Source organism: Bacillus nitratireducens, from assembly GCF_001884135.1.
In the GTDB taxonomy this organism is placed as follows: Bacteria; Bacillota; Bacilli; order Bacillales; family Bacillaceae_G; genus Bacillus_A; species Bacillus_A nitratireducens.
Map to the genome: position 1 here is coordinate 51647 of NZ_MAOC01000004.1, position 19654 is coordinate 71300.

Consider the following 19654-nt stretch of genomic DNA (forward strand, 5'->3'; position numbering starts at 1 on the left):
TAGTGAAAAAATTAATTACCGTTTTTTGCATCATGTTACTAGCTGTTTTCACATTCGTTGCTTGTAGTAGTACAAAGGATAGTACGAAAGAACAAGATCAAAAAATTCGCGTTGGCGAAGTTACCCACTCTCTTTTCTACGCACCATTATATGTTGGAATTGAAAAAGGATTTTTTAAAGATGAAGGTTTAAATATTGACTTACAAACAACAGCTGGCGGAGATAAAACGATGACCACCCTTTTATCCGGCGGAATTGATATTGCGCTTGTTGGTTCAGAAACGTCCATTTATGTTCATCAACAAGGAGCAAAAGATCCTGTCATTAATTTTGCCCAACTTACACAAACAGATGGCACATTTTTAGTTTCTCGTAAAAAATTAGATTCTTTTAATTGGAATGACGTAAAAGGCGTTACATTTTTAGGACAGCGTAAAGGCGGCATGCCACAAATGGTTGGAGAATACGTTTTGAAGAAAAATGGCATTGATCCACACAAAGATACAAACTTAATTCAAAATATTGAGTTTGCTAATATTGCAAATGCCTTTTCATCTGGTACGGGAGAATTTGTACAGCTCTTTGAACCGACTGCAAGTATACTGGAAAAAGAGGGAAAAGGTTATATCGTCGCGTCTTTTGGAGCTGAATCTGGCACTGTTCCGTATACAACGTTTATGGCAAAAGAAAGTTTCTTAAAGAAAGATAAAGCTGCTGCTGAAAAATTCACGCGCGCACTATATAAAGCGCAGCAATGGGTTGATACTCATAGTCCAGAAGAGATTGCCAATGCTGTTTCACCACTATTTAAAGACACTTCAAAAGACATTTCAGTGAAAGTAATTGAGCGCTACAAAAAACAACATTCTTATGCGACAAATCCATTATTAGATGCTTCTGAATGGAAACAGCTCCAAACGATTATGAAAGAATCTGGGGAATTACAAAAAGAAGTTCCACATGAAACGCTCGTCAATACAAAAATTGCCGAAAGCGTTATTAAGAAATAGAGGCGAAGTGTATGAGCTTTTTACAAATACGTAACGTTTCTCACTGCTTTTTTGCAAAAGAAAATGCCAAACTTATTCTTGAAGATATGAGTTTACAAGTAGAAGAAGGAGAGTTTATTTCTATTCTTGGTCCGAGTGGTTGCGGAAAAACAACACTCCTCTCCATCATTGCAGGGCTACTTGATCCAATTGAAGGTATCGTATTTTTAGATGGTAAACCGATTACAACTAAGACCCCATCAATGGGCTATATGCTCCAGCAAGATTACTTGTTTCCATGGAAAACAATTGAAGAAAACATTATGCTCGGACTTCATATTCGGAAGATTTATGACGAATATACGAAAGAACATACATTAAAGCTTTTGCAACAAGTCGGTCTGCATGATATAGAACAGCAATATCCTCGCGAACTATCCGGCGGTATGCGCCAACGTGCAGCACTCGTTCGAACGTTAGCGACCGATCCAAAAATTTTATTGCTGGATGAACCATTTTCCGCACTCGATTATCAAACAAAGTTAAAACTAGAAGATCTCGTCTTCACATTATTACGTAACTATAAAAAAACATCTCTACTCGTGACACACGATATTGAAGAAGCAATCGCGATGAGTGATCGTATTTATTTACTGCAGGCGAACCCTGGAAAAATTGCAAAAACGTTCATTGTCCCAGAAAGTATTCGTTCCTTATCACCGTTAGAAGCACGCCAACACCATGACTTCCCATCCCTCTTCCAAGAAATATGGAAGGAGTTGGAACGACTTGGATAATATAAAACAACTACATGAACAGTTTCGGAAAAAAGAACGCAGGCGCGCATGGTTAGCACGTTCTTTACAGCTTTTACTGCTAATCCTCTTTTTTGCACTATGGGAAATAGCTAGTAAAAAGGAGTGGATTGATCCTTTACTCTTTAGCTCCCCTTCGAGCATTTGGGATCTCTTCTTAACGAAATGGATTGACGGTTCACTTTGGATTCACATATGGACGACATTACTGGAAACCGGAGTAGGTTTTATTCTCGGAACTGTACTCGGAGCTATTATTGCTACCTTCCTTTGGTGGATGCCACTTTTAGCCCGCGTACTTGATCCTTATCTCGTTGTCCTAAATGCAATGCCAAAAGTTGCACTCGGCCCAATTATCATTGTTATTTTTGGTCCAAACATTTCATCTTCTATCGCAATGGGAGTAATCATCTCCATCATCATTACCATTCTCGTTATTTACAGCGCATTCCAAGAAGTCGATTCCAACTATATAAAGGTCATGGACACATTTGGCGCAAATAAATGGCAATGCTATACGCACGTTATTCTCCCTTCATCTTTCCCTGCAATTATTTCAACATTAAAAGTGAATGTTGGCTTATCATGGGTCGGTGTTATTTTTGGGGAACTCCTCGTTTCTAAACAAGGACTTGGCTATTTAATTAGCTATGGATTCCAAGTCTTTAACTTCACACTCGTCTTGCTCAGTGTATTGCTCACTTGCTTCCTCGCAACTCTTATGTATGTATTTGTCGAGGCGTTTGAAAAACTCCTTATCGGAAAACGAAAAAAAAGCTGACTTAGAGCGATACGCCAGAGTCAGCTTCTTTCTTTTATCTTTTATCGCACATTTTTGATTCATTTGTAACGTTTCCATTCGCAACCGTAACTGTATGGAAACAATCTTTCACACGTACTGTAACGACATTATCTTTTCGATCAATAATATGATAATCATTAAACTCCTTATTTAATGCACTACGAATTTGCTCTCCTTCAAAAATCGGAAAACCGTGAGACATTACCCAAATGAGACCAGCAACCGCAAGAATCGTTTTCATACGCTTCATTACCTCCTCGAGAGTAAACTTATAGCCCCTATAATATGCGCATTATAATTGTGTCTAATTTGTGACATTTTTATACTAATTCTATTTTAAAGCTTCAGTTCCTTCTTCTTTTTTTAAAAAGACAGAATTTTCAATTTTATAAATATAAAGAAACGCAAAGAAGTAAAATTCTTCACGTTTTCCCTTGGCTAACATATATCGAACACATCAATCGCCTTCGTGTCCACTTTGTTGTTCTATCGTTTTCGAAACATCATATAATCCTGCTAACACTTCCGCTCTCATTTTCACAAGTTCAGGGAATTGATAGAAGAAAGCAATTTTTTTATATTTTAATTCTGATCCTTCTTTCACCTTTTTTGAATCTTGTAATATAAACGCTGTAAATGTATCCGCAATATCCTCTGCTACATTTGTCGTTCCATACAGTGAAACAAACTCATCATGCTTTTCCTTAAAGAATTCAATTTGAGCTTCTTCGCTTTCTTCCACTTTCTTCTCTGTCCACTCCTGCTCAATTGGTTTCCAGAACAAATTATGGAATTGATTTATATAAGAGCTCTCCTTCGCACATCCTTCTTGTAAGAAAAGCGATTTACATTTATTTTGGTATGATGAAATATCTTTATCTTCTTCAAAAGCCTTTAAGTACTTTTCATTTACTGGTATTTGTTTATGCCCCAGCGTCAATACGTGAGCCGTCTCATGAATTAATGTTTTCATCACTTGATCAATATTTACTGCAGAATCAAGCGTATCTAAACTAAGAACCCACTCTTTCGGATACTCCATACTTGGCATAACATGAGCCACAATTCCATCGTATCCATCCGTTACCATATCAAACTCTTTTATGTCAGTACGATACTTAGCTGGAATAAGAGTACTGTACATATCCCATAACGACTGATGATACCCTCTATCTTGACGTTGTATCAGCACCTCTTCTTTCGCTTCTTTATCTTCAGCGAAAGCCTTATTCAATTGTTTGCGATCTAGTTTATCGAAATAAGGGTCTACAATTTCATCACCATCAATATAATAAGAAGCTAAAAAGAAATAATTTTCATCATCCTCTTTTTTCATTTCCGCTTCTTTCATATCATTACTTGAACTTCCTTCTAAATCATAATCCTCTAGTACTTCAAGTTCTGAAAGTCCATCTATCTTTTTATATACTTTCTGAAGCTTATTATCGCCTATTTGTGTGCATTCTTCTGTCGTTTCGCATACATCTTTTTTCTCTCTTTTCGAAGTTTGCTCCGCCATATCACATCCAGCCACTAAACCAATTGAAATGATAAAACAAACTAATTTCCCATATAGTTCTTTCATTTGCCCCTCCGTCATTACAGCCTACAAAAATATGATAATCATTTTCCAACGAATATGCGATAATTATTTATAAAAACTTTGAGGAGGTTACATATGATTCGTGCGGTGCTATTCGATTTGGATGGGACACTATTAGATCGGCATCAATCTTTAGAGCGATTTATTCATGACCAATACAATCGCTTTTCCCTTCACTTTACGAACATTGAACAAGCCGAGTATTGCTCTCGTTTTCTTGAACTCGATAATAATGGATATACGTGGAAAGATAAAGTATATGCTACTCTCCTTTGCGAATACAACATTACTACTTTAACACCAGAGCAACTGCTGTATGACTACATTACAAACTTTCAACATCACTGCACTCCTTTCCCAAACATGCATGAATTACTTCAACGACTAACGCAGCAAAATATAAAAATCGGCATTATTACAAACGGCTTTACTGATTTCCAAATGAACAACCTTCGAGCACTAAACATACATACGTATACAAACATAATTCTTGTTTCAGAAGCGGAAGGAATTAAGAAACCACACCGAGAAATTTTCGAACGTGCTTTGCAAAAGCTAAATGTTAAAGCAGAAGAATGTCTTTACGTTGGAGATCACCCAGAAAACGATGTGCTTGGTTCTGAACAAGTAGGGATTCTTGGCGTTTGGAAGAGAGATTTATTTTGGGGTGACTTTGAACATTCACGTGTGGTAGATAATTTATTAGAGGTTCTTTCGTTTTTAGAGGCGGAGATAACGTGAAGGCTAATAATCAGTGGGAGTTTACGGGCAGCAGGGCTTCCCACCTAACTTTTTGGCTCTAGCCGAATTTTGAGGTGGGAGTTTTACTGCCCGCAAATAGTGGGATAAAAACAAGGCAATAGTAAATGAAATTTTATGAGCGATTTTTCGAATTTATCGGCGATTCGACAAGGCGTGTCGACTTACCGACAAAAGCTGACAAACAAAAAAGAGGCCATTTTTCAAGACGCCTCCTCTTCCTTTATTATTCATATACTGTAAACTGCGGTTTACTCGGATGATCTTTAACAAGTGCATCGTCTGGAAATTTTGAGACCTTTTGATATAGGGCAATGTCACCAATACAACCTGCTGTTAGTAGAATCCCTAAAAATGAGAGTGCTTGAAAATTCATAGCTAATCCCAATACAATTGGTAAAATTCCAGTTGGTAAAAACGGAAGCATTAACACTTTCTTCATTTGCTTTACTGTAATCACCTGTTTAGAATGAGCATATGCAACACCTAATTTCCAATTGACGCCCCATTTTAGTTCACTCCACGGAACACCTCCGATATAGCGAAACCCTATTAAATGTATCGCTTCATGAATACAAACGAGAACAATCATTGCGCTAATAAAAAGAAACACAGTTGGTAACGTAATTTCAACTTGAATCCCGCCTGAAAGAAGTGCATGCAAAAAACTAATTCCAAATGCCAAAACAAATATTATAAGAAATGCATATAAATTTAATTTAACCATCGAAACAGCAACAGTCGTTTCTTTTCCTTTATCCATCTTTCCCCTCCTAAAATGTAAATATATATTTACAAAATTGTATAATACACCCAAAAATATGTAAAGATATATTTACATTTATTCTTAAACACAAAAAAAGAAATCGGCCATTTTACTTCGTAAAACAGCCGATTTCTTCTATATGTTTCATCGTACGCGCTAATACATCATCGCGCATAATAAAGCTAAATTTTCTATCCGTTTTAATGTTATCAGGAATGTCTGTTAATAAAACAGATCCTTTCGTTTCTTCGTAATGCGTATGTGCTTCTACCGCACTAATTGTTGCAAAATAAATGTTTTTAATGATTATTTTGTCTTTTCCGGATACTTTATATTGTCCTAAGTAAGTTAAATCAGAAACTATGCCGCCGGTTTCCTCATGAACTTCTCGAACTGCCGCTTCTTCCGGTGTTTCCCCGAGTTCTACTTTACCACCTGGAAATTCAAGACCGCGGCGTAAATGATGTGTTAATAACCATTGATCCCCGTACCGGCATACAACCCAAACATGCTTTGGCTCAGGAGAAAATGGGTAACGTTCAAACGATAATTGTACAGTGTTGTGGTAATAATCTTTAAATTTGTACATGCCATTACTCCCCTATTGATGGTTACAAGCTTTCCCTACCACAAATTGTAGCATATTCTCGCTTTTCTGCATAATATTATCCAATTATAATCCATTGATTATTCCCATTTGCGCGACTAATTCTTTCGTTTCATGATTTCCTAAATCATAAATCATTTTATATGCTTCTTGTAGTTGTTCATCATATCGATCATTATTTGAATCATGATGATACTCAACGAATGGAACGTGGGAGCGTACAAACGAACCTAGATCTTCTTCATATGCTTGATCAAAATACTCTCTTAACTTTGTAATTTCCTCGTCACTTGCATAAATTTCAAAGTTATACGTGTCCGCCGTCTTCACTTGTGAAATTTGACCATTTCCAACTGATATATAATATGTTTTTTTATTCTCCATGTAACACCCTTCTTTCATCCTTTTATTTTCTATTGTTTTCATCAATTACAAAATTATGTAAAATAAAGAAAAGGAGGGATTTTATGCTCAAAATATTAGTTATCGGCATTATAATCGTACTGATCGTATTAGTACTCTCCGTCATGACGATTAATAAAGGCTATGCATATAAACATTCTGTTGATAATCCCGAAGATAACCCTTACTCGAAAAATAATAAGGAGGACTCATAGTATGCTTCGTATACTTCGCATCGTAATCGCACTCACTGTGATAATTATGTCGGCAATTGGGCTCTATACAGGTCAAAATAGCTTTTTACCACTTTCACAATTTCTATTAGGAGCTTTAATGTTTCTCATCGCAATTGAACAAATAAAGAAAAAGGATTCAGGAACCGGATTTATTTGTATTGCTGCTGGGGCTTTCTCTTGGATTGTCCTCATCATTACCTATATCAAATAGAAGGAGGGGCCTTTATGTTAAAAGGAGTTCGAATTACTTTTTCACTTATCGCTTTATCTATCGCAATCTATAGTTTTATTAGTGGTAACAGAGACATTATGCCTTACATGTTCATTTTCTTAGGGGCTATGGCTTTCACTATAGGTGTAGAAGAAATAAAAAAACATAGACAATCTAGCAACATACTTGCTTTCATGGCTGGAGCTGGTGCTTTATTAATTGGATTCTCAGAACTATTTCGTTAAATAGTCTATTGAAAGGAGGTATACAACGCTAACTAGATTACGGATTTTTCTCATGCTTTTCATGCTCCTCATACTCTCCCTTTGCACTTATTCTCTTATTACCGATAATTTCACAATTCTCCCATACATACAATTTACTTTCAGTTGTTTCTTTATTCTTATGGGAATTAATGAACTGAAATCCGGACGGAAATCAATGAGTATCCCGTATTTTTTCGTTTCTAGTCTTATGTTCTTCGTTTTAATATCGATCTACTTTCGCTAAAGGTAACATGTACTTTTAATCACCTATTGACGATTATTTTCACCAATTTTTCTTTTTCGGACAGGTAATACATTCGAGGACAATAAAAAAACGAAAAAGGTGGAGAATAGTATGCTAAAAACCTTTCGCATTATATCCGCTCTTATCGTCATCGCTCTCGCTCTATCCGGAATGTTTACAAACGCGCTTATTACAATGCCTTATATGCTCATCGCCTTATCTATTATGGCTTTCATCATGAGCGCAGAAGAAAAACAGAAACAAAAGAAAGTACATAGTACACTCTCCTTCTTTTCCGGCATATTCACTTTAATCGTTGCTGTTATTATTATTTTCTCTCGATAACTATCTCTTTCTACTAAGGAGGGCTAAAATGCACATTAGACAAATACAACTCATCATCGTTTTTATTACTTTACTTCTATGTTTATACAGCGCATTTACAATGAACTTTCAAATCTTTTCACCTATCATTTCGTTCCTCTTTAGTTTATATGGCATTTTAGTAGGAGTTGAGACGATTCAAAAACAGCAAAAACAAATTGGAACTATTAGCATCGGTTTAAGTCTTTTTACGATTGTTTTTGTTAGTCCATTTATGCTGTTCTTCTAAAGGAGGATTATATGTTAAAAAACATTCGAATTATACTAGCAACGATTGCCCTCATTCTCGCCCTACTTAACCTCTTTGCAAACTTCTCTATGCTTTTACCATTCGTATTTATCCTTTTAAGTATTATGTTTATCCTTTTTGGAATTGATGAAGTAAAACAACAGCAAAAAGCTAAAGCATTTGTTTATTTTCTCAGTTCTGCCTTTATTTTATATGTTGGGGTGTCTAGTATACTTCCATAAAAAGAAGAGCAAGTTTTCTCTTAGTAAAATAAAAAAACTGCCCTTTCACAGGCAGTTTTCCTTTTTATCCCTCTATTTGTAGGCAATAAGACTCTCACCCACTGATTAAAGTATCATTTTATCCAAACACTTTCTCAAGTTCATCTTTATCTTGGCTCAACCAGAAGTTCATTAAGCGTTGTGCTCCTTCTAAATCGTGAAGCTTCGCTTGGCCACACTGTGTTTCATTTGCAGCTGGAATTTCTGTAATTTGAACCGCATCTTTTAATGTTAGTTCTAATAAATCAATGATTTCACGAACTGTCGGTGTCCCGCTTACTACAAGATAATACCCTGTTTGGCAGCCCATCGGTGAAATATCGATAATATCAAAATGCGGATAACGATCAATATATTTACGTAAATTAAATGCTAATAAATGCTCTAACGTATGAATAACATCTGGTTTCATTGCTTGTTTATTCGGTTGGCAAAAACGAATATCAAATTTATTTACAATACCGTCACTACCTACATTATGGACTCCGCAATGTCTTACATAAGGCGCTTTTACAATTGTATGATCTAATTCAAAGCTTTCTACTGATGGCATATAACATCTCTCCCGCTTTTAATTTAATTCCGTTATATCCAATATGATATAACGGAAATCGACATTAGTAAAGAATTATGTACGGTCGTGCTATAATACTTTAAGACTATGCTGAAAAGGAGACCATTATGAAACAGATTTTTATCGGTATTATACGCTTTTATCAAAAGTTCATTTCTCCAATGACACCACCAACATGCCGCTTTCATCCAACTTGTTCTCATTATGGATTAGAAGCGTTTCAAAAACATGGTGCACTCAAAGGATTTTGGCTTACATGTAAGCGTATATTAAAATGCCACCCTTTCCATCCAGGAGGATTTGATCCTGTCCCAGATAAAAAGGATGACAAAGTAAATTCTTAATTGTCGTAACCATTCACAACTAAATCTAATTTTCCTGTGTCAGGATCTATAACAAGACCGTGAACAGGTACTTCTTCAGGAAGTAACGGATGGTTGCGAAGTATTGATACGCTATGTTCTACACTTTCTTCTACACTAGAGAATCCTTGTAGGAATCTTTCTAAATCGATTCCAGAATAACGAAGTGTATCTAATTTCTCTTCTGTAATACCGCGCTCTTTCATCTTCTCGATTGTACTGCTCGCTTGAATTTTAGCCATACCGCAATCATGGTGGCCAACTACACAAACTTCATCAGCACCAAGTTCGTATACAGCAACTAAAATACTACGCATAATACTTCCGAATGGATGTGAAATAACAGCACCTGCTACTTTAATAATTTTCACATCACCGTTACGCATATTCATTGCTTTCGGTAATAGTTCAACAAGACGTGTATCCATACAAGAGATAATTACCATTTTTTTATTTGGAAATTTTCCTGTTTCATACTCTTCGTATTTTTTCTCTTCAACGAACTTTTCATTGTATTGTAAAATCTCTTCTAATGACTTCATAGTTAAAAACCCTCTTTTCTCTCATTTACACTACATATATAGTGTACCAAAATATGAAAAACTCAAAAAGGATATTGTTTTATTGTAAAAGCAATATATTTTCAGATAACCGCCATAATTCTTTCAAAATATACACACAGCTTTGTAACAAGTCACACATACTTTACTTCTATTCTCACTATAAACTAACTGTAGATAATGTAAAAAGGAGTGAATATTTATTATGTCCGACGTTCTGTTACTGAGTCGTTTTCAATTTGCAATTACTATTTTTTATCACTTTTTATTTGTACCTTTGACAATCGGACTTGTTATTTTAGTGGCATGTATGGAAACTCAATACGCCCGCACATTGAATCCAACATATCGCAAAATGGCAAATTTCTGGGGGAAATTATTTACAATTAACTTCGTAATGGGGATTATAACCGGGATTACGATGGAATTCCAGTTTGGCACAAACTGGTCTGAGTACTCCAAATATATGGGAGATATTTTCGGATCACCTCTCGCAATTGAAGCACTCGTTGCCTTCTTCTTAGAATCTACTTTCATGGGAATATGGTTATTCGGTAAAGACAAAATTTCACCAAAGTTCCGTGCCTTCTGTATGTGGATGGTTGCACTTGGAACAAACATTTCTGCTCTTTGGATTATTACAGCAAACGGATTTATGCAAAATCCTGTTGGCTACGTCGTACGTAACGGCCGCGCTGAATTAAATGATTTCTGGGCACTCGTTACAAACCCATACGCTTGGAATATGTTCTTCCATACTGTAATTGGTTGTTATATTGTCGGTGCTTTCTTCGTTATGGCAATTAGTGCATATCATTTACTACGTAAAAATGAAGTGGAATTCTTCAAAAAGTCATTTAAGTTTGGTTTAATGTTAGGCTTATTCGCCGCAACTGTTACGCCTTTTATGGGACATCAATCCGGTGTATCAGCAGCTAAGTATCAACCAGCAAAAGGAGCTGCTATGGAAGCAGTTTGGGAAACTGGAAAAGGACAAGGTTTCTCAATCATTCAAATTCCTGATGTAAAAAATGAAAAGAACTTTGAACTACTTACAATTCCAAAACTCGGAAGTTTCTTCTATACAAACTCATTTGATGGAGAAATTGTTGGTTTAAAAGATATTCCGAAAGAAGATCGTCCAAACGTTAACCTTGTGTACTATAGCTTCCGCTTAATGGTTGCACTTGGCATGTTCTTTATGGCATTAACTTGGTACGGTTTCTATTTAAACCGTAAAGGAAAACTAGAAAACTCAAAACGTTATTTAAAAATTACAATGTGGTCTGTCTTACTTCCGTACATTGCAATTAACGCTGGTTGGATTGTCGCTGAAGTAGGTCGTCAACCGTGGACAGTTTATAAACTAATGCGTACAGCAGAATCTGTATCACCTATATCAGTTCCACAAATTTGGTTCTCATTAATTAGTTTAATATTGTTCTACACTCTACTCTTAATTGCAGACGTATATTTAATGCTAAAGTTCGCAAAAAAAGGACCAGCTGCATTAGAAGAGCCTGCTACTGAAGGAGGTGCGGCTCATGTCTCATGATATGCTTGCAATCATCTGGTTCGGTTTATGGGGCGTAATTTGGACAGTTTACTTCATTCTTGATGGCTACGCACTCGGTAACGGGATGATTTTCCCATTCGTTGCGAAAGACCGACAAGAACGAAATCAATTACAAGAAGCTATCGGCCCGTTCTGGGGTGGTAATGAAGTATGGTTAATTACAGCTGGTGGCGCAACATTTGCTGCCTTCCCAATCACATATGCAAATATGTTTAGTTACCTATATACACCACTATTTTTAGTATTACTTGCACTATTTGCTCGTGCTGCTGGACTTGAATTTATGCACAAAGACGATTCGCCAATTTGGCAAAAAACTTGTAAATGGGCATTTACAATTGGTAGTTTCCTAATCGCCTTCTTATTCGGTGTTACATTCGCTAACCTATATTACGGACTACAAATTGGAAAAAATGGCTATGAAGGAAATTTACTTAGCTTACTAAACCATTATGGTATTTTAGGTGGTCTATTCTTCACTGCTATATTCGTCGTATCTGGTGCCCTTTGGGTTATGATTAAAACGACTGGTGAAGTATCTGATCGCGCTTATAAAATCGCAAGGCCATTTTCAATGGCAGCTGCTATCATTTTAGCTATCTTCTATGTGGCAACTGCAAATCGCACAAACTTATTCCAAAACTTTACGGAATATCCTGTACTATTCATTCTTCCAGTACTTGCAATGTTAATGAGTGTACTCGCACTTATTATGGTGTACAAACATAAAATCGGCCTTGCATTTACATTCGTTTGCTTAACAATCGCAATGTTTATGACAACTGGCTTTGCAGGTATGTTCCCAAGAATGTTACCATCACGTATTAACGACGCATACAGCACAACGTTATACAACGCAGCAGGTAGTGAATTAAACTTAAAAATTATGTTCTTCGTTGCAATGGTCATGGTACCAATCGTTATTGGATATCAACTTTGGAGCTACAGCATATTTAAAGATAAGATTCATAAAGACTCTGCTAAAGGCTATCACTAAAATGAAAAAGACACTTCGAGCGAAGTGTCTTTTTTCTTATACGTATGATTTTCGATAAGGTGTTACATTTCTAATCTAACAACTATGATAAAGAAGAATCACTAACAGCTCACAGCTCAATTGTATCACAGGGCAAACACATCAATTTATGCAATTTTACATATAAAAATTATAACGTAGATTGAATTACTTGGTCATACACATCGCTATCCATTACATCTGCCGTACTAATACCACTGAATGTCCTCACATTTAATCCGGTATTTGAAGATCCCGATCCGTTATAAGCTTTCGTTTTTTCAATCGGATGTACGTTATATTTATCACCTAAGTTAATTGTCCCGTTACAGTTCTCAATAATAACACCTTCAACAATAGCTGGCATTTTGTCACCTACTTTCGTTTCGTTACTTTTATTTTATGAACATCGCCTACAAAAATAGCATGTTTCAATAAGAAAAAGCACTCAAATTGAGTGCTTTTTCTCTAAGCATTAATGGCAAGTTTGGAGACAGTTGACTTCTTCAAAATTTTATTAGGGGTAATATTTTGAAAAAGAAAGCCTTTCATATGTAGCTTAACAACGCTGGAATATATAGTGAATTGATAATATTTATATGGAAGATTGCTAATGTTTAGTATAGATAGTTTGCACTACATTAATAGTGGAAATTATCTATACTAAGAAACAAAAAGACGCCTTTCAAGAAGACGTCCTTTCCCCTGTTTATATATACCTCATCCCGCTTTTTGTAAACACACACTAGAAAACAGAATCATGAATTGTTACAAGATTGTTAGGTACAAAAAGAGTAGAGGTAACTATTAATATAAAATTCTGCTTTATAGCGTGTATCCACAACTTATATTTTAATCCTCTTCCCTTGAAAATAAACATAATATGCAGAATTACATACCAAAAAGAAAAAGACACTCCACAGAGTGCCTCTTCAACCATTTTACTTTTAATATATCGCCTTGAATACATTTTAACATATGTATCCATATATATTATTAAGAAAATTCAAAATCCTTTTTCTTTCATTTCCAATTATAAAATCATGTAATATAGAATGTATGTCAAATTATTATACAAATTGAGGTGTACTATATTTATGTATTTCGGAATTATTCCTCTTATATTGTTTATTATTTTTCTTATCTCTTACTTAAAAGACCCACGGAAAATAATAAACGGTTTTTTATTTAATGCCTTTTTCTGTTTTTTCCTTCTTTTTTGCATGATTACATCCTATGACTCAGGTAGTGACACTCTACGCTACACTATATTTTTACCTATTTTAGCACTTATCATTATGATTCCTTTCGGTATTGTTGCTTTAATGTTTGGGTTATTTCTTAATGCGAGAATTTTAATGAAACGAGAAGGTAGACGTTTTACTAACTGTTTAACACTTATTGCAGCTTTAGGGATTTTATTCTTGATGTTACTCCCTATTATAAATCCAGCAAGTTTATTCTCATCACATTTTCAGCCTATTTTTGCTGGTATTTTTCTTATAAGTGTATATTTCTTTATACACCTATCTAACTTCTTAACCGCTTATTTTTTATATCAATTCAACAGACCAAGGCGTAATCAAGATTTCATCATCGTTCTTGGTAGCGGCTTAATTAATGATAAAGTACCACCGTTACTTGCAAGTCGTATTAATAAAGCAATTGACTTCTACTGGAAACAAGCTGCTGTGAATACACCACCAACAATTATTTTCTCTGGTGGGCAAGGTCCAGATGAAGGCCTTCCAGAAGCAGAAGCAATGCAAAAATACGCTGTTGAAAAAGGAATTCCGCTTGAACATACAGTGCAAGAAAATCGCTCTGTAAACACGTATCAAAATATGTCGTTCTCTAAAAAAATTATGGATTCTTTAAAGCCTGAAGGTAAGTATAGAAGTATTTTTACAACGAACAATTTCCACCTTTTCCGCGCTGGTATATATGCAAGACAAGCGGGTCTTAATAGCCAAGGAATCGGATCAAAAACTGCATTTTATTACTGGCCTAACGCAATGATTCGTGAATATGTTGCAATTGTTGTGATGGGACGTAAACGTCATATGAAAGTTTGCGGAGCTATTTTAGGATTCTCGTTATTCCTAGCGGTAATCAGTATTATATTTTCGTAACAACTATTAAAGTCCCCTTCTATGAATAGGGGACTTTTTTTAATTCAAACAAGTAACATAACAGCGTACAACACATTAATAATTCCAGAAACCATTCCAACAATAGCAAATGTTTTACTCGTGCCCGTCACTTTTTTATTTAAGCCTAATATAGAAAACACGATAGCTATAGTGCCAATAAGCCCCCATAAGTTAATAAACCAAGATATTAATCCGGTGATAAAACCAACTAAAGAAAAAACTTCTATACTACTATTAGAATTGCTATTCACAAAACTTTCCTCTACCGTTTTATAACTAAGACTCTCACCGCACTGTCCACAAAACTTGTTCTCCTCATTCGTTTCATTCCCACATTTCGTACAATATCTCAAAGAATCTCCCCCTTAAGATCAGTGGCCAAAACATACATATCATACTATTATATTTCAATTGGAAACATTCCTATTTTTTATGCGTATCAATCATATATGAGTGTATTTAACATACTGCTATGGTGATAATATTCCCTGCATCCATCCAGTAAAGGAGAATTTTTTCAAATATAATGTTAAAATGGTTGTTAGGCATGAGTCGAACTGATTAGCAAACATGCAAGAAAAAGAAACTAGTTTGAAACGAGGAAATTATATGAAAAAAATGATCAAGAGTAAGCCCAATAAGCTAAAAATCGCTTCCAAAGCTTTGATGATTATTATTGGGGCATTTATCACAGCATACGGATTAGAAGCGGTATTAATTCCAAATAACGTATCAGACGGTGGTGTGACTGGTTTAAGTATCGTTAGTTCAAGATTATTTGGATTGCCATTAGGAGCTCTAATCGCAGTTATTAACATTCCTTTCGTTTGGTTAGGATATAAACAAATTGGTAAAAGTTTTGCAATTTATTCTATTATCGGGATTGCTTCGTTAGCAATAGGTACTGTTGTCATGCACGGAATACCAACTATTATTGAAGGTGATACATTACTCGTTACAGTGGTTGGTGGTATTATTATCGGTTTTGGTATGGGACTAGCACTACGTAACGGCGGCGCATTAGATGGAATCGATATGCTAGCTGTATTACTTTCTCGTAAGTTACCTTTTGGAACAAGTGACCTTATTTTATTCTTAAATATGTTCGTATTTATTTTCGTATCAACAGTATTCGGTCTTCAAGGGGCTATCCTTTCGGCAATTGCTTACTTTATCGCTTCGAAAGTGATTCATATCGTTGAAGTTGGTTTAAGTGGTTCGAAAACATTTAAAATCATCACAAAAGAGCCTGAATTAATGGTAGAAACAATTCGCGATCGTTTAGGACGAAGCGCAACGTATAACGAAGTATACGGTGGTTATTCAAGAGAGAAATTCAAAGAAATTTCTTGTGTAATTAACCGTTTAGAAGAAAGTAAAATGAAGGACCTGATTAATGAAATCGATCCTAATGCCTTTATTACAGTTTATGACGTAGCTGAAGTAAAAGGCGGTAACTTTAAGAAACGTGATATTCATTAATCATTATGAAAAAAGAGGGTGTGCCAACAATTTGGCACACCCTCTTTTTATTATTAGTCGCTACCGTTGTCAGTTTTTGTAAGTAAGTCGATATATTTCAATAATTGCCGATCTAATTTCACTTCCCCCATCTTCCTCCTCTCTTAATCCATGCTACATATTTTTGAAAGGCCGGCAATTCATGTTGAAAACGAAGCGGAACATACAGAAAAAGAGTACATGTACATAGTATCCATAGAATACCTACTACAAAGTGAAATTTCATCGTTGTGCTAATAAACAAGCTGAGAAATAAGACGAGGAACATAATTAAACTAAACCTTTTATATATAGTCATACTAATCTCCTCCTTATAGCTTAATTGTACCAGCTACAAGGAATTAATTTCCATAATAAAAAGACCGAAAAGAAAATTCCACTTTTCGGCCTCTATAACTATCTTCTCTTCGTAATCTTTCCTGAACCACCAACCCTCGTTTTCGGGGGAGATGTATTCTTTGGCGGCGTTTTAATAGACGATTTCGGCTTCACATCTGATCCGCTCGAGCCACCTGGTGTTTTTGTAATCTTCCCTTTGCTTCCGGTAGAAGGCGGAGGCGTCGTTTTACTTCCTTTTTCCGTAATACTTCCTTTATCACCTACAGATGGTTTCGGATCTACATTATCGCCTCGCTTAATGATAGATCCTTTCCCTTCCTTCGTAATTGGAGGCGGGGTTTTCTTTTCTTCTTTCGTAGGTGGTCTTTCCGGGATAACCGGTTTATGATTTTGTCTGTCATTATATCCGCGATAATCACCGTATGATGATTTTCTAGAACCGAATATATCGTTTAATATACTCCCCATAATATATCCTTGTAAGAAGGATGGTTGGTAATTTTGACGGACAAATTCTTCATTACTTATTTCAATTAACGTATCAGATGGTTTCTCTTTATCCTTTTGTAAACTATACATTTTATCGGAATAAACGAGGAACATTTGATTTTCGTCTTCTTTAGATGCTTGCTTCGGTTTCCTTTCGGCTATAAGTTCCTTTGCAACTTCAGGAACTGACCGATTGGCAGCCCTATACACGTAAGATTCTTGTTTACCATCCTTTGCGACAGACTCTAGCGGATAACGGTCCTGAATTGACTTCGCCTGACCACTTTGACAGCCCGATAAAGCATAACCGGCAATAACAAGTAATGTAACGATAGCAAGTATAGGGATTACGAACGATTTAATCATGGTAAACAATCGGTTTGACATGATTACGCCCCCTTATGTTGCTCTTATGATTTGTACATCAGCAGGAATAATTGCTTCTCCCTCATACATCATTGTGCGACCATTTTGCCATTCAACACGTAATAATTTGCGGTTGTCAGACTGGAATTCCCATACATACTGTTCTTCTGAAGCAGCGAATGGCGTTTTTCCCATTACAACAACACGTCCATTATATTGTTCTTCCATATGATACTCTATATCATCCATTTCAATCGTCGTCGGAATTTCATCAATTGAATCTAAACGACCGTCAATCGGTGTATACAATTTGTAATACGTATTTTCACGGTCTTCAATTTTTAAATAACGAATATCTTTCCCGTCCTGCAAAGTTAAAACGATCTCCTTGCGAGAATGCATACTCGTTTTCCCAGTTAATTCGTACATGACTAATGAAACTTCAATCATATCGCCAGGAGCTAACGTTAACAGACTCTTTTCTGGCTTTGGCGGCTCCGGGCTTTTCATTATATTTTTAATACGTTTAAATAAGCTCACAATCTACCCCTCCTTTTCTCTTTATAAACAAGCACCTAAAATAAGTGCCCCAACGATATGTAATGAACCAGCTAACATCGCATGTGCTACGCTGCCTTCTTTCGTTCCTTCTTCTAAATCTAAACCTGACATTTTCTTTAACACAAACTCAATGAACATTTCTACCACTAATAAAATAACGAAAGAAACTGCTGAAGCAAGAAGCGCTTGCCATAAATCATTCGCTTTCGTAATCGATTGTGACAAAATGTATCCTTGAGCGAATAATTTCATAACGAAACGTGTTGTCACTGCTGTGTTTCCATTTTTTATCTCTTTTAAATCATTGTATTTTGTAAAAATCGAATCAACCCACATAATTGCAAATAAAAGTACCGCACTCGCTCCAGTCCATACAAGCATGGCTAAAACATTCATCCACGTCATTGCAAAACCTCCTCTAAAAGATAATAGAAAACCGACATGAATTCTCTTCAGACATGTCGGTTTCTTTGTCTATTCTATATTATTTCTCGTACTGCTTCATAATACGAGCTAATTCATCGTCAACAGCAGAATTTTTATTTAAGCTTGCGAATTCATCATCTAATGACTTTTCTTTTTTGTACACTTCACCACTTGCTTCTGCTTCAGCCTCTAATTGAAGAGCTTTCTCTTCCATACGGCTTAAACCAGCTTTTGCTGAATTTGAATCGAATCCAGACATCGCCTGATTAATATTCTTTTGTGCTTTCGCTGCATTTACACGTGCTACAAGTGTTTCACGTTTATTTTTCAGCTCTGTTAATTGCTTACGCATTTCTTCTAGCTTCAGGCGAAGATTATCGGCAGCAGCTTTGTTTTGCTCATAGCTTGCTTTATACTCATTCATCTTTTGCTCTGCGTTTTGTTTTTCTTCAAGAGCACGACGCGCAAGATCAAGATTGCTTGCTTGAACAGCCATATGAGCTTGCTCTTCACGTTTTTTCACAAGTGCTTCTTGCTCTTCAAATAATAATTTGAATTTCTTCTCAAGTGCGATTTGAGCCGCAACACTTTTCTCAGCTTCTTGTACATCCGCTTGCATATCACGTAAATATTGATCCGTCATCTTAACTGGATCTTCCGCTTTCTCAATTAATGAATACACATTCGACATAGTTAAGTCTCTTAATCGTTTAAATACAGACATCCAAATTCCTCCTATGATATACCTCATATTTCAAATTCACTACTTGGAAAACTGAAAAATCTCCCTTTACAGTAAAGAATATTCATTTTTACGACCTATGTGTTTATTATAACAAAACTAAGATGCCCTTACATGTTATTTCCAAAATACAGCCAATATAATATGACATTCCATATAAAACATTGTATTCCTAATATATTCTCATTCATTCTCTTTAGAATTGACTTATTTTTATGTACTTTCACTAAATTACATTATTGTAATGTTACTGTAAGCTAACTCGATAGTTACGTTTCGTTATTTCTTATACACTAATACCAGAAGCAACAAACAAGCTTCTCATCATTTCAGGACTAATACAAAAACTGTATTTACTATAAAACATATAAAAAGG

General features: G+C 35.6%; 29 protein-coding genes. 15 read left to right on the plus strand and 14 right to left on the minus strand.

What is annotated here, in order from left to right:
- Positions 1 to 2: 2 nt before the first annotated feature.
- Genes BAU23_RS00895 through BAU23_RS00905 form a run of 3 tightly spaced genes read left to right on the plus strand, consistent with a single transcriptional unit; the run spans position 3 to position 2585 of the window.
- On the plus strand, positions 3 to 1010 hold the full coding sequence (locus tag BAU23_RS00895; RefSeq protein ID WP_000733996.1) for an ABC transporter substrate-binding protein: 1008 nt from the start codon (positions 3 to 5) through the stop codon (positions 1008 to 1010).
- Positions 1011 to 1021: 11 nt separating this feature from the next.
- Positions 1022 to 1786: an ABC transporter ATP-binding protein gene (locus BAU23_RS00900; protein WP_071733373.1), complete on the plus strand. Its 765-nt coding sequence runs from the start codon at positions 1022 to 1024 to the stop codon at positions 1784 to 1786.
- Positions 1779 to 2585: an ABC transporter permease gene (locus BAU23_RS00905; protein WP_071733375.1), complete on the plus strand. Its 807-nt coding sequence runs from the start codon at positions 1779 to 1781 to the stop codon at positions 2583 to 2585. Before BAU23_RS00900 ends, BAU23_RS00905 begins: the two co-directional genes overlap by 8 nt.
- Before the next feature lie 34 nt (positions 2586 to 2619).
- On the opposite strand, the gene BAU23_RS00910 is transcribed toward BAU23_RS00905, so the two are convergent.
- Together BAU23_RS00910 and BAU23_RS00915 are read right to left on the minus strand one after the other, a co-directional pair.
- The gene (locus BAU23_RS00910) at positions 2620 to 2847 is read right to left on the minus strand and encodes a hypothetical protein (protein ID WP_000849114.1); all 228 of its coding nucleotides are present in this window, start codon (positions 2845 to 2847) and stop codon (positions 2620 to 2622) included.
- Between the two features lie 216 nt (positions 2848 to 3063).
- On the minus strand, positions 3064 to 4191 hold the full coding sequence (locus BAU23_RS00915) for a recombinase family protein (protein ID WP_000661684.1): 1128 nt from the start codon (positions 4189 to 4191) through the stop codon (positions 3064 to 3066).
- A gap of 93 nt (positions 4192 to 4284) precedes the next feature.
- Here BAU23_RS00915 and BAU23_RS00920 point away from each other — a divergent pair, with 93 nt between their 5' ends.
- Positions 4285 to 4950, plus strand: a complete 666-nt coding sequence (locus tag BAU23_RS00920) for an HAD family hydrolase (RefSeq protein ID WP_071733377.1) — start codon at positions 4285 to 4287, stop codon at positions 4948 to 4950.
- 244 nt (positions 4951 to 5194) lie between these two features.
- On the opposite strand, the gene BAU23_RS00925 is transcribed toward BAU23_RS00920, so the two are convergent.
- From BAU23_RS00925 to BAU23_RS00935, 3 genes are all read right to left on the minus strand, one after another.
- Positions 5195 to 5731, minus strand: a complete 537-nt coding sequence (locus BAU23_RS00925; RefSeq protein ID WP_000357375.1) for a DUF3267 domain-containing protein — start codon at positions 5729 to 5731, stop codon at positions 5195 to 5197.
- Positions 5732 to 5843: 112 nt separating this feature from the next.
- Positions 5844 to 6323, minus strand: coding sequence for an antimutator 8-oxo-(dGTP/GTP)ase (mutTA, locus tag BAU23_RS00930; protein ID WP_000276383.1), 480 nt, complete (start codon positions 6321 to 6323; stop codon positions 5844 to 5846).
- Positions 6324 to 6407: 84 nt separating this feature from the next.
- Positions 6408 to 6725 carry a hypothetical protein gene (locus BAU23_RS00935; RefSeq protein ID WP_000428379.1) on the minus strand — a complete coding sequence of 106 codons (318 nt, stop codon included), beginning with the start codon at positions 6723 to 6725 and terminating at the stop codon, positions 6408 to 6410.
- Positions 6726 to 6808: 83 nt separating this feature from the next.
- Between BAU23_RS00935 and ytzI the strand changes: the two genes are divergently transcribed.
- The 6 genes from ytzI to BAU23_RS00970 all read left to right on the plus strand — a co-directional run bounded on the left by ytzI (position 6809) and on the right by BAU23_RS00970 (position 8555).
- Positions 6809 to 6958: a YtzI protein gene (gene ytzI, locus BAU23_RS00940; RefSeq protein WP_000912964.1), complete on the plus strand. Its 150-nt coding sequence runs from the start codon at positions 6809 to 6811 to the stop codon at positions 6956 to 6958.
- Between the two features lies 1 nt (position 6959).
- Positions 6960 to 7190 (plus strand): DUF3953 domain-containing protein, encoded by a 231-nt coding sequence (locus tag BAU23_RS00945; RefSeq protein WP_071733379.1) that lies wholly within the window; start codon positions 6960 to 6962, stop codon positions 7188 to 7190.
- Between the two features lie 14 nt (positions 7191 to 7204).
- Positions 7205 to 7435 carry a YczI family protein gene (locus BAU23_RS00950; protein WP_071733381.1) on the plus strand — a complete coding sequence of 77 codons (231 nt, stop codon included), beginning with the start codon at positions 7205 to 7207 and terminating at the stop codon, positions 7433 to 7435.
- A 376-nt stretch (positions 7436 to 7811) separates the two neighbouring features.
- Entirely contained in the window at positions 7812 to 8045 is a 234-nt protein-coding gene (locus BAU23_RS00960) for a DUF3953 domain-containing protein (RefSeq protein ID WP_000920677.1), read from the plus strand.
- Between the two features lie 28 nt (positions 8046 to 8073).
- A complete protein-coding gene (locus BAU23_RS00965; protein WP_071733385.1) occupies positions 8074 to 8313 on the plus strand; it encodes a hypothetical protein in 240 nt (79 codons plus the stop codon).
- A gap of 11 nt (positions 8314 to 8324) precedes the next feature.
- Positions 8325 to 8555, plus strand: coding sequence for a YczI family protein (locus tag BAU23_RS00970; protein WP_016130391.1), 231 nt, complete (start codon positions 8325 to 8327; stop codon positions 8553 to 8555).
- Positions 8556 to 8673: 118 nt separating this feature from the next.
- On the opposite strand, the gene luxS is transcribed toward BAU23_RS00970, so the two are convergent.
- The gene (gene luxS, locus BAU23_RS00975; protein WP_001141371.1) at positions 8674 to 9147 is read right to left on the minus strand and encodes an S-ribosylhomocysteine lyase LuxS; all 474 of its coding nucleotides are present in this window, start codon (positions 9145 to 9147) and stop codon (positions 8674 to 8676) included.
- Positions 9148 to 9275: 128 nt separating this feature from the next.
- Between luxS and yidD the strand changes: the two genes are divergently transcribed.
- On the plus strand, positions 9276 to 9512 hold the full coding sequence (yidD, locus tag BAU23_RS00980; RefSeq protein ID WP_000809328.1) for a membrane protein insertion efficiency factor YidD: 237 nt from the start codon (positions 9276 to 9278) through the stop codon (positions 9510 to 9512).
- Here the strand turns inward: yidD and BAU23_RS00985 are convergent.
- Positions 9509 to 10072, minus strand: a complete 564-nt coding sequence (locus tag BAU23_RS00985) for a beta-class carbonic anhydrase (protein ID WP_000838167.1) — start codon at positions 10070 to 10072, stop codon at positions 9509 to 9511. The genes yidD and BAU23_RS00985 overlap by 4 nt on opposite strands.
- A gap of 223 nt (positions 10073 to 10295) precedes the next feature.
- Here BAU23_RS00985 and cydA point away from each other — a divergent pair, with 223 nt between their 5' ends.
- Both cydA and cydB read left to right on the plus strand, forming a co-directional pair.
- Positions 10296 to 11645, plus strand: coding sequence for a cytochrome ubiquinol oxidase subunit I (gene cydA, locus BAU23_RS00990; RefSeq protein ID WP_001286170.1), 1350 nt, complete (start codon positions 10296 to 10298; stop codon positions 11643 to 11645).
- A complete protein-coding gene (gene cydB, locus BAU23_RS00995; RefSeq protein WP_000017644.1) occupies positions 11635 to 12663 on the plus strand; it encodes a cytochrome d ubiquinol oxidase subunit II in 1029 nt (342 codons plus the stop codon). Before cydA ends, cydB begins: the two co-directional genes overlap by 11 nt.
- 169 nt (positions 12664 to 12832) lie before the next feature.
- On the opposite strand, the gene BAU23_RS01000 is transcribed toward cydB, so the two are convergent.
- Positions 12833 to 13048: a spore germination protein gene (locus BAU23_RS01000; RefSeq protein WP_001110987.1), complete on the minus strand. Its 216-nt coding sequence runs from the start codon at positions 13046 to 13048 to the stop codon at positions 12833 to 12835.
- A gap of 730 nt (positions 13049 to 13778) precedes the next feature.
- On the opposite strand from BAU23_RS01000, the gene BAU23_RS01005 reads away from it, so the two are divergent.
- Complete coding sequence (locus BAU23_RS01005; RefSeq protein ID WP_000273519.1) at positions 13779 to 14813, plus strand: YdcF family protein; 1035 nt, start codon at positions 13779 to 13781, stop codon at positions 14811 to 14813.
- 44 nt (positions 14814 to 14857) lie between these two features.
- Here the strand turns inward: BAU23_RS01005 and BAU23_RS01010 are convergent, their stop codons facing one another.
- Positions 14858 to 15187 carry a zinc-ribbon domain-containing protein gene (locus BAU23_RS01010; RefSeq protein ID WP_001268095.1) on the minus strand — a complete coding sequence of 110 codons (330 nt, stop codon included), beginning with the start codon at positions 15185 to 15187 and terminating at the stop codon, positions 14858 to 14860.
- A gap of 256 nt (positions 15188 to 15443) precedes the next feature.
- Between BAU23_RS01010 and BAU23_RS01015 the strand changes: the two genes are divergently transcribed.
- The gene (locus BAU23_RS01015; RefSeq protein WP_000738210.1) at positions 15444 to 16316 is read left to right on the plus strand and encodes a YitT family protein; all 873 of its coding nucleotides are present in this window, start codon (positions 15444 to 15446) and stop codon (positions 16314 to 16316) included.
- 118 nt (positions 16317 to 16434) lie between these two features.
- On the opposite strand, the gene BAU23_RS01020 is transcribed toward BAU23_RS01015, so the two are convergent.
- The 5 genes from BAU23_RS01020 to BAU23_RS01040 form a co-directional block, all read right to left on the minus strand.
- A complete protein-coding gene (locus tag BAU23_RS01020; RefSeq protein WP_000158333.1) occupies positions 16435 to 16653 on the minus strand; it encodes a hypothetical protein in 219 nt (72 codons plus the stop codon).
- Between the two features lie 98 nt (positions 16654 to 16751).
- Positions 16752 to 17570 (minus strand): DUF4247 domain-containing protein, encoded by an 819-nt coding sequence (locus BAU23_RS01025; RefSeq protein WP_016130393.1) that lies wholly within the window; start codon positions 17568 to 17570, stop codon positions 16752 to 16754.
- Between the two features lie 12 nt (positions 17571 to 17582).
- Positions 17583 to 18089 (minus strand): DUF4178 domain-containing protein, encoded by a 507-nt coding sequence (locus BAU23_RS01030; protein ID WP_000051748.1) that lies wholly within the window; start codon positions 18087 to 18089, stop codon positions 17583 to 17585.
- Positions 18090 to 18110: 21 nt separating this feature from the next.
- Entirely contained in the window at positions 18111 to 18515 is a 405-nt protein-coding gene (locus BAU23_RS01035; protein WP_000220084.1) for a DUF350 domain-containing protein, read from the minus strand.
- Positions 18516 to 18594: 79 nt separating this feature from the next.
- Positions 18595 to 19260: a PspA/IM30 family protein gene (locus BAU23_RS01040; RefSeq protein ID WP_000110295.1), complete on the minus strand. Its 666-nt coding sequence runs from the start codon at positions 19258 to 19260 to the stop codon at positions 18595 to 18597.
- Positions 19261 to 19654: the final 394 nt, after the last annotated feature.

What these genes read in the sequence shown, in the direction of transcription:
- BAU23_RS00900 (WP_071733373.1), top strand. Translation starts at nt 1,022, where the DNA reads ATGAGCTTTTTACAAATACGTAACGTTTCTCACTGCTTTTTTGCAAAA.
- BAU23_RS00910 (WP_000849114.1), bottom strand. Translation starts at nt 2,847, where the DNA reads ATGAAAACGATTCTTGCGGTTGCTGGTCTCATTTGGGTAATGTCTCAC.
- BAU23_RS00915 (WP_000661684.1), bottom strand. Translation starts at nt 4,191, where the DNA reads ATGAAAGAACTATATGGGAAATTAGTTTGTTTTATCATTTCAATTGGT.
- BAU23_RS00920 (WP_071733377.1), top strand. Translation starts at nt 4,285, where the DNA reads ATGATTCGTGCGGTGCTATTCGATTTGGATGGGACACTATTAGATCGG.
- BAU23_RS00925 (WP_000357375.1), bottom strand. Translation starts at nt 5,731, where the DNA reads ATGGATAAAGGAAAAGAAACGACTGTTGCTGTTTCGATGGTTAAATTA.
- mutTA (WP_000276383.1), bottom strand. Translation starts at nt 6,323, where the DNA reads ATGTACAAATTTAAAGATTATTACCACAACACTGTACAATTATCGTTT.
- BAU23_RS00935 (WP_000428379.1), bottom strand. Translation starts at nt 6,725, where the DNA reads ATGGAGAATAAAAAAACATATTATATATCAGTTGGAAATGGTCAAATT.
- ytzI (WP_000912964.1), top strand. Translation starts at nt 6,809, where the DNA reads ATGCTCAAAATATTAGTTATCGGCATTATAATCGTACTGATCGTATTA.
- BAU23_RS00945 (WP_071733379.1), top strand. Translation starts at nt 6,960, where the DNA reads ATGCTTCGTATACTTCGCATCGTAATCGCACTCACTGTGATAATTATG.
- BAU23_RS00950 (WP_071733381.1), top strand. Translation starts at nt 7,205, where the DNA reads ATGTTAAAAGGAGTTCGAATTACTTTTTCACTTATCGCTTTATCTATC.
- BAU23_RS00960 (WP_000920677.1), top strand. Translation starts at nt 7,812, where the DNA reads ATGCTAAAAACCTTTCGCATTATATCCGCTCTTATCGTCATCGCTCTC.
- BAU23_RS00965 (WP_071733385.1), top strand. Translation starts at nt 8,074, where the DNA reads ATGCACATTAGACAAATACAACTCATCATCGTTTTTATTACTTTACTT.
- BAU23_RS00970 (WP_016130391.1), top strand. Translation starts at nt 8,325, where the DNA reads ATGTTAAAAAACATTCGAATTATACTAGCAACGATTGCCCTCATTCTC.
- luxS (WP_001141371.1), bottom strand. Translation starts at nt 9,147, where the DNA reads ATGCCATCAGTAGAAAGCTTTGAATTAGATCATACAATTGTAAAAGCG.
- yidD (WP_000809328.1), top strand. Translation starts at nt 9,276, where the DNA reads ATGAAACAGATTTTTATCGGTATTATACGCTTTTATCAAAAGTTCATT.
- BAU23_RS00985 (WP_000838167.1), bottom strand. Translation starts at nt 10,072, where the DNA reads ATGAAGTCATTAGAAGAGATTTTACAATACAATGAAAAGTTCGTTGAA.
- cydA (WP_001286170.1), top strand. Translation starts at nt 10,296, where the DNA reads ATGTCCGACGTTCTGTTACTGAGTCGTTTTCAATTTGCAATTACTATT.
- cydB (WP_000017644.1), top strand. Translation starts at nt 11,635, where the DNA reads ATGTCTCATGATATGCTTGCAATCATCTGGTTCGGTTTATGGGGCGTA.
- BAU23_RS01000 (WP_001110987.1), bottom strand. Translation starts at nt 13,048, where the DNA reads ATGCCAGCTATTGTTGAAGGTGTTATTATTGAGAACTGTAACGGGACA.
- BAU23_RS01005 (WP_000273519.1), top strand. Translation starts at nt 13,779, where the DNA reads ATGTATTTCGGAATTATTCCTCTTATATTGTTTATTATTTTTCTTATC.
- BAU23_RS01015 (WP_000738210.1), top strand. Translation starts at nt 15,444, where the DNA reads ATGAAAAAAATGATCAAGAGTAAGCCCAATAAGCTAAAAATCGCTTCC.
- BAU23_RS01020 (WP_000158333.1), bottom strand. Translation starts at nt 16,653, where the DNA reads ATGACTATATATAAAAGGTTTAGTTTAATTATGTTCCTCGTCTTATTT.
- BAU23_RS01025 (WP_016130393.1), bottom strand. Translation starts at nt 17,570, where the DNA reads ATGTCAAACCGATTGTTTACCATGATTAAATCGTTCGTAATCCCTATA.
- BAU23_RS01035 (WP_000220084.1), bottom strand. Translation starts at nt 18,515, where the DNA reads ATGACGTGGATGAATGTTTTAGCCATGCTTGTATGGACTGGAGCGAGT.
- BAU23_RS01040 (WP_000110295.1), bottom strand. Translation starts at nt 19,260, where the DNA reads ATGTCTGTATTTAAACGATTAAGAGACTTAACTATGTCGAATGTGTAT.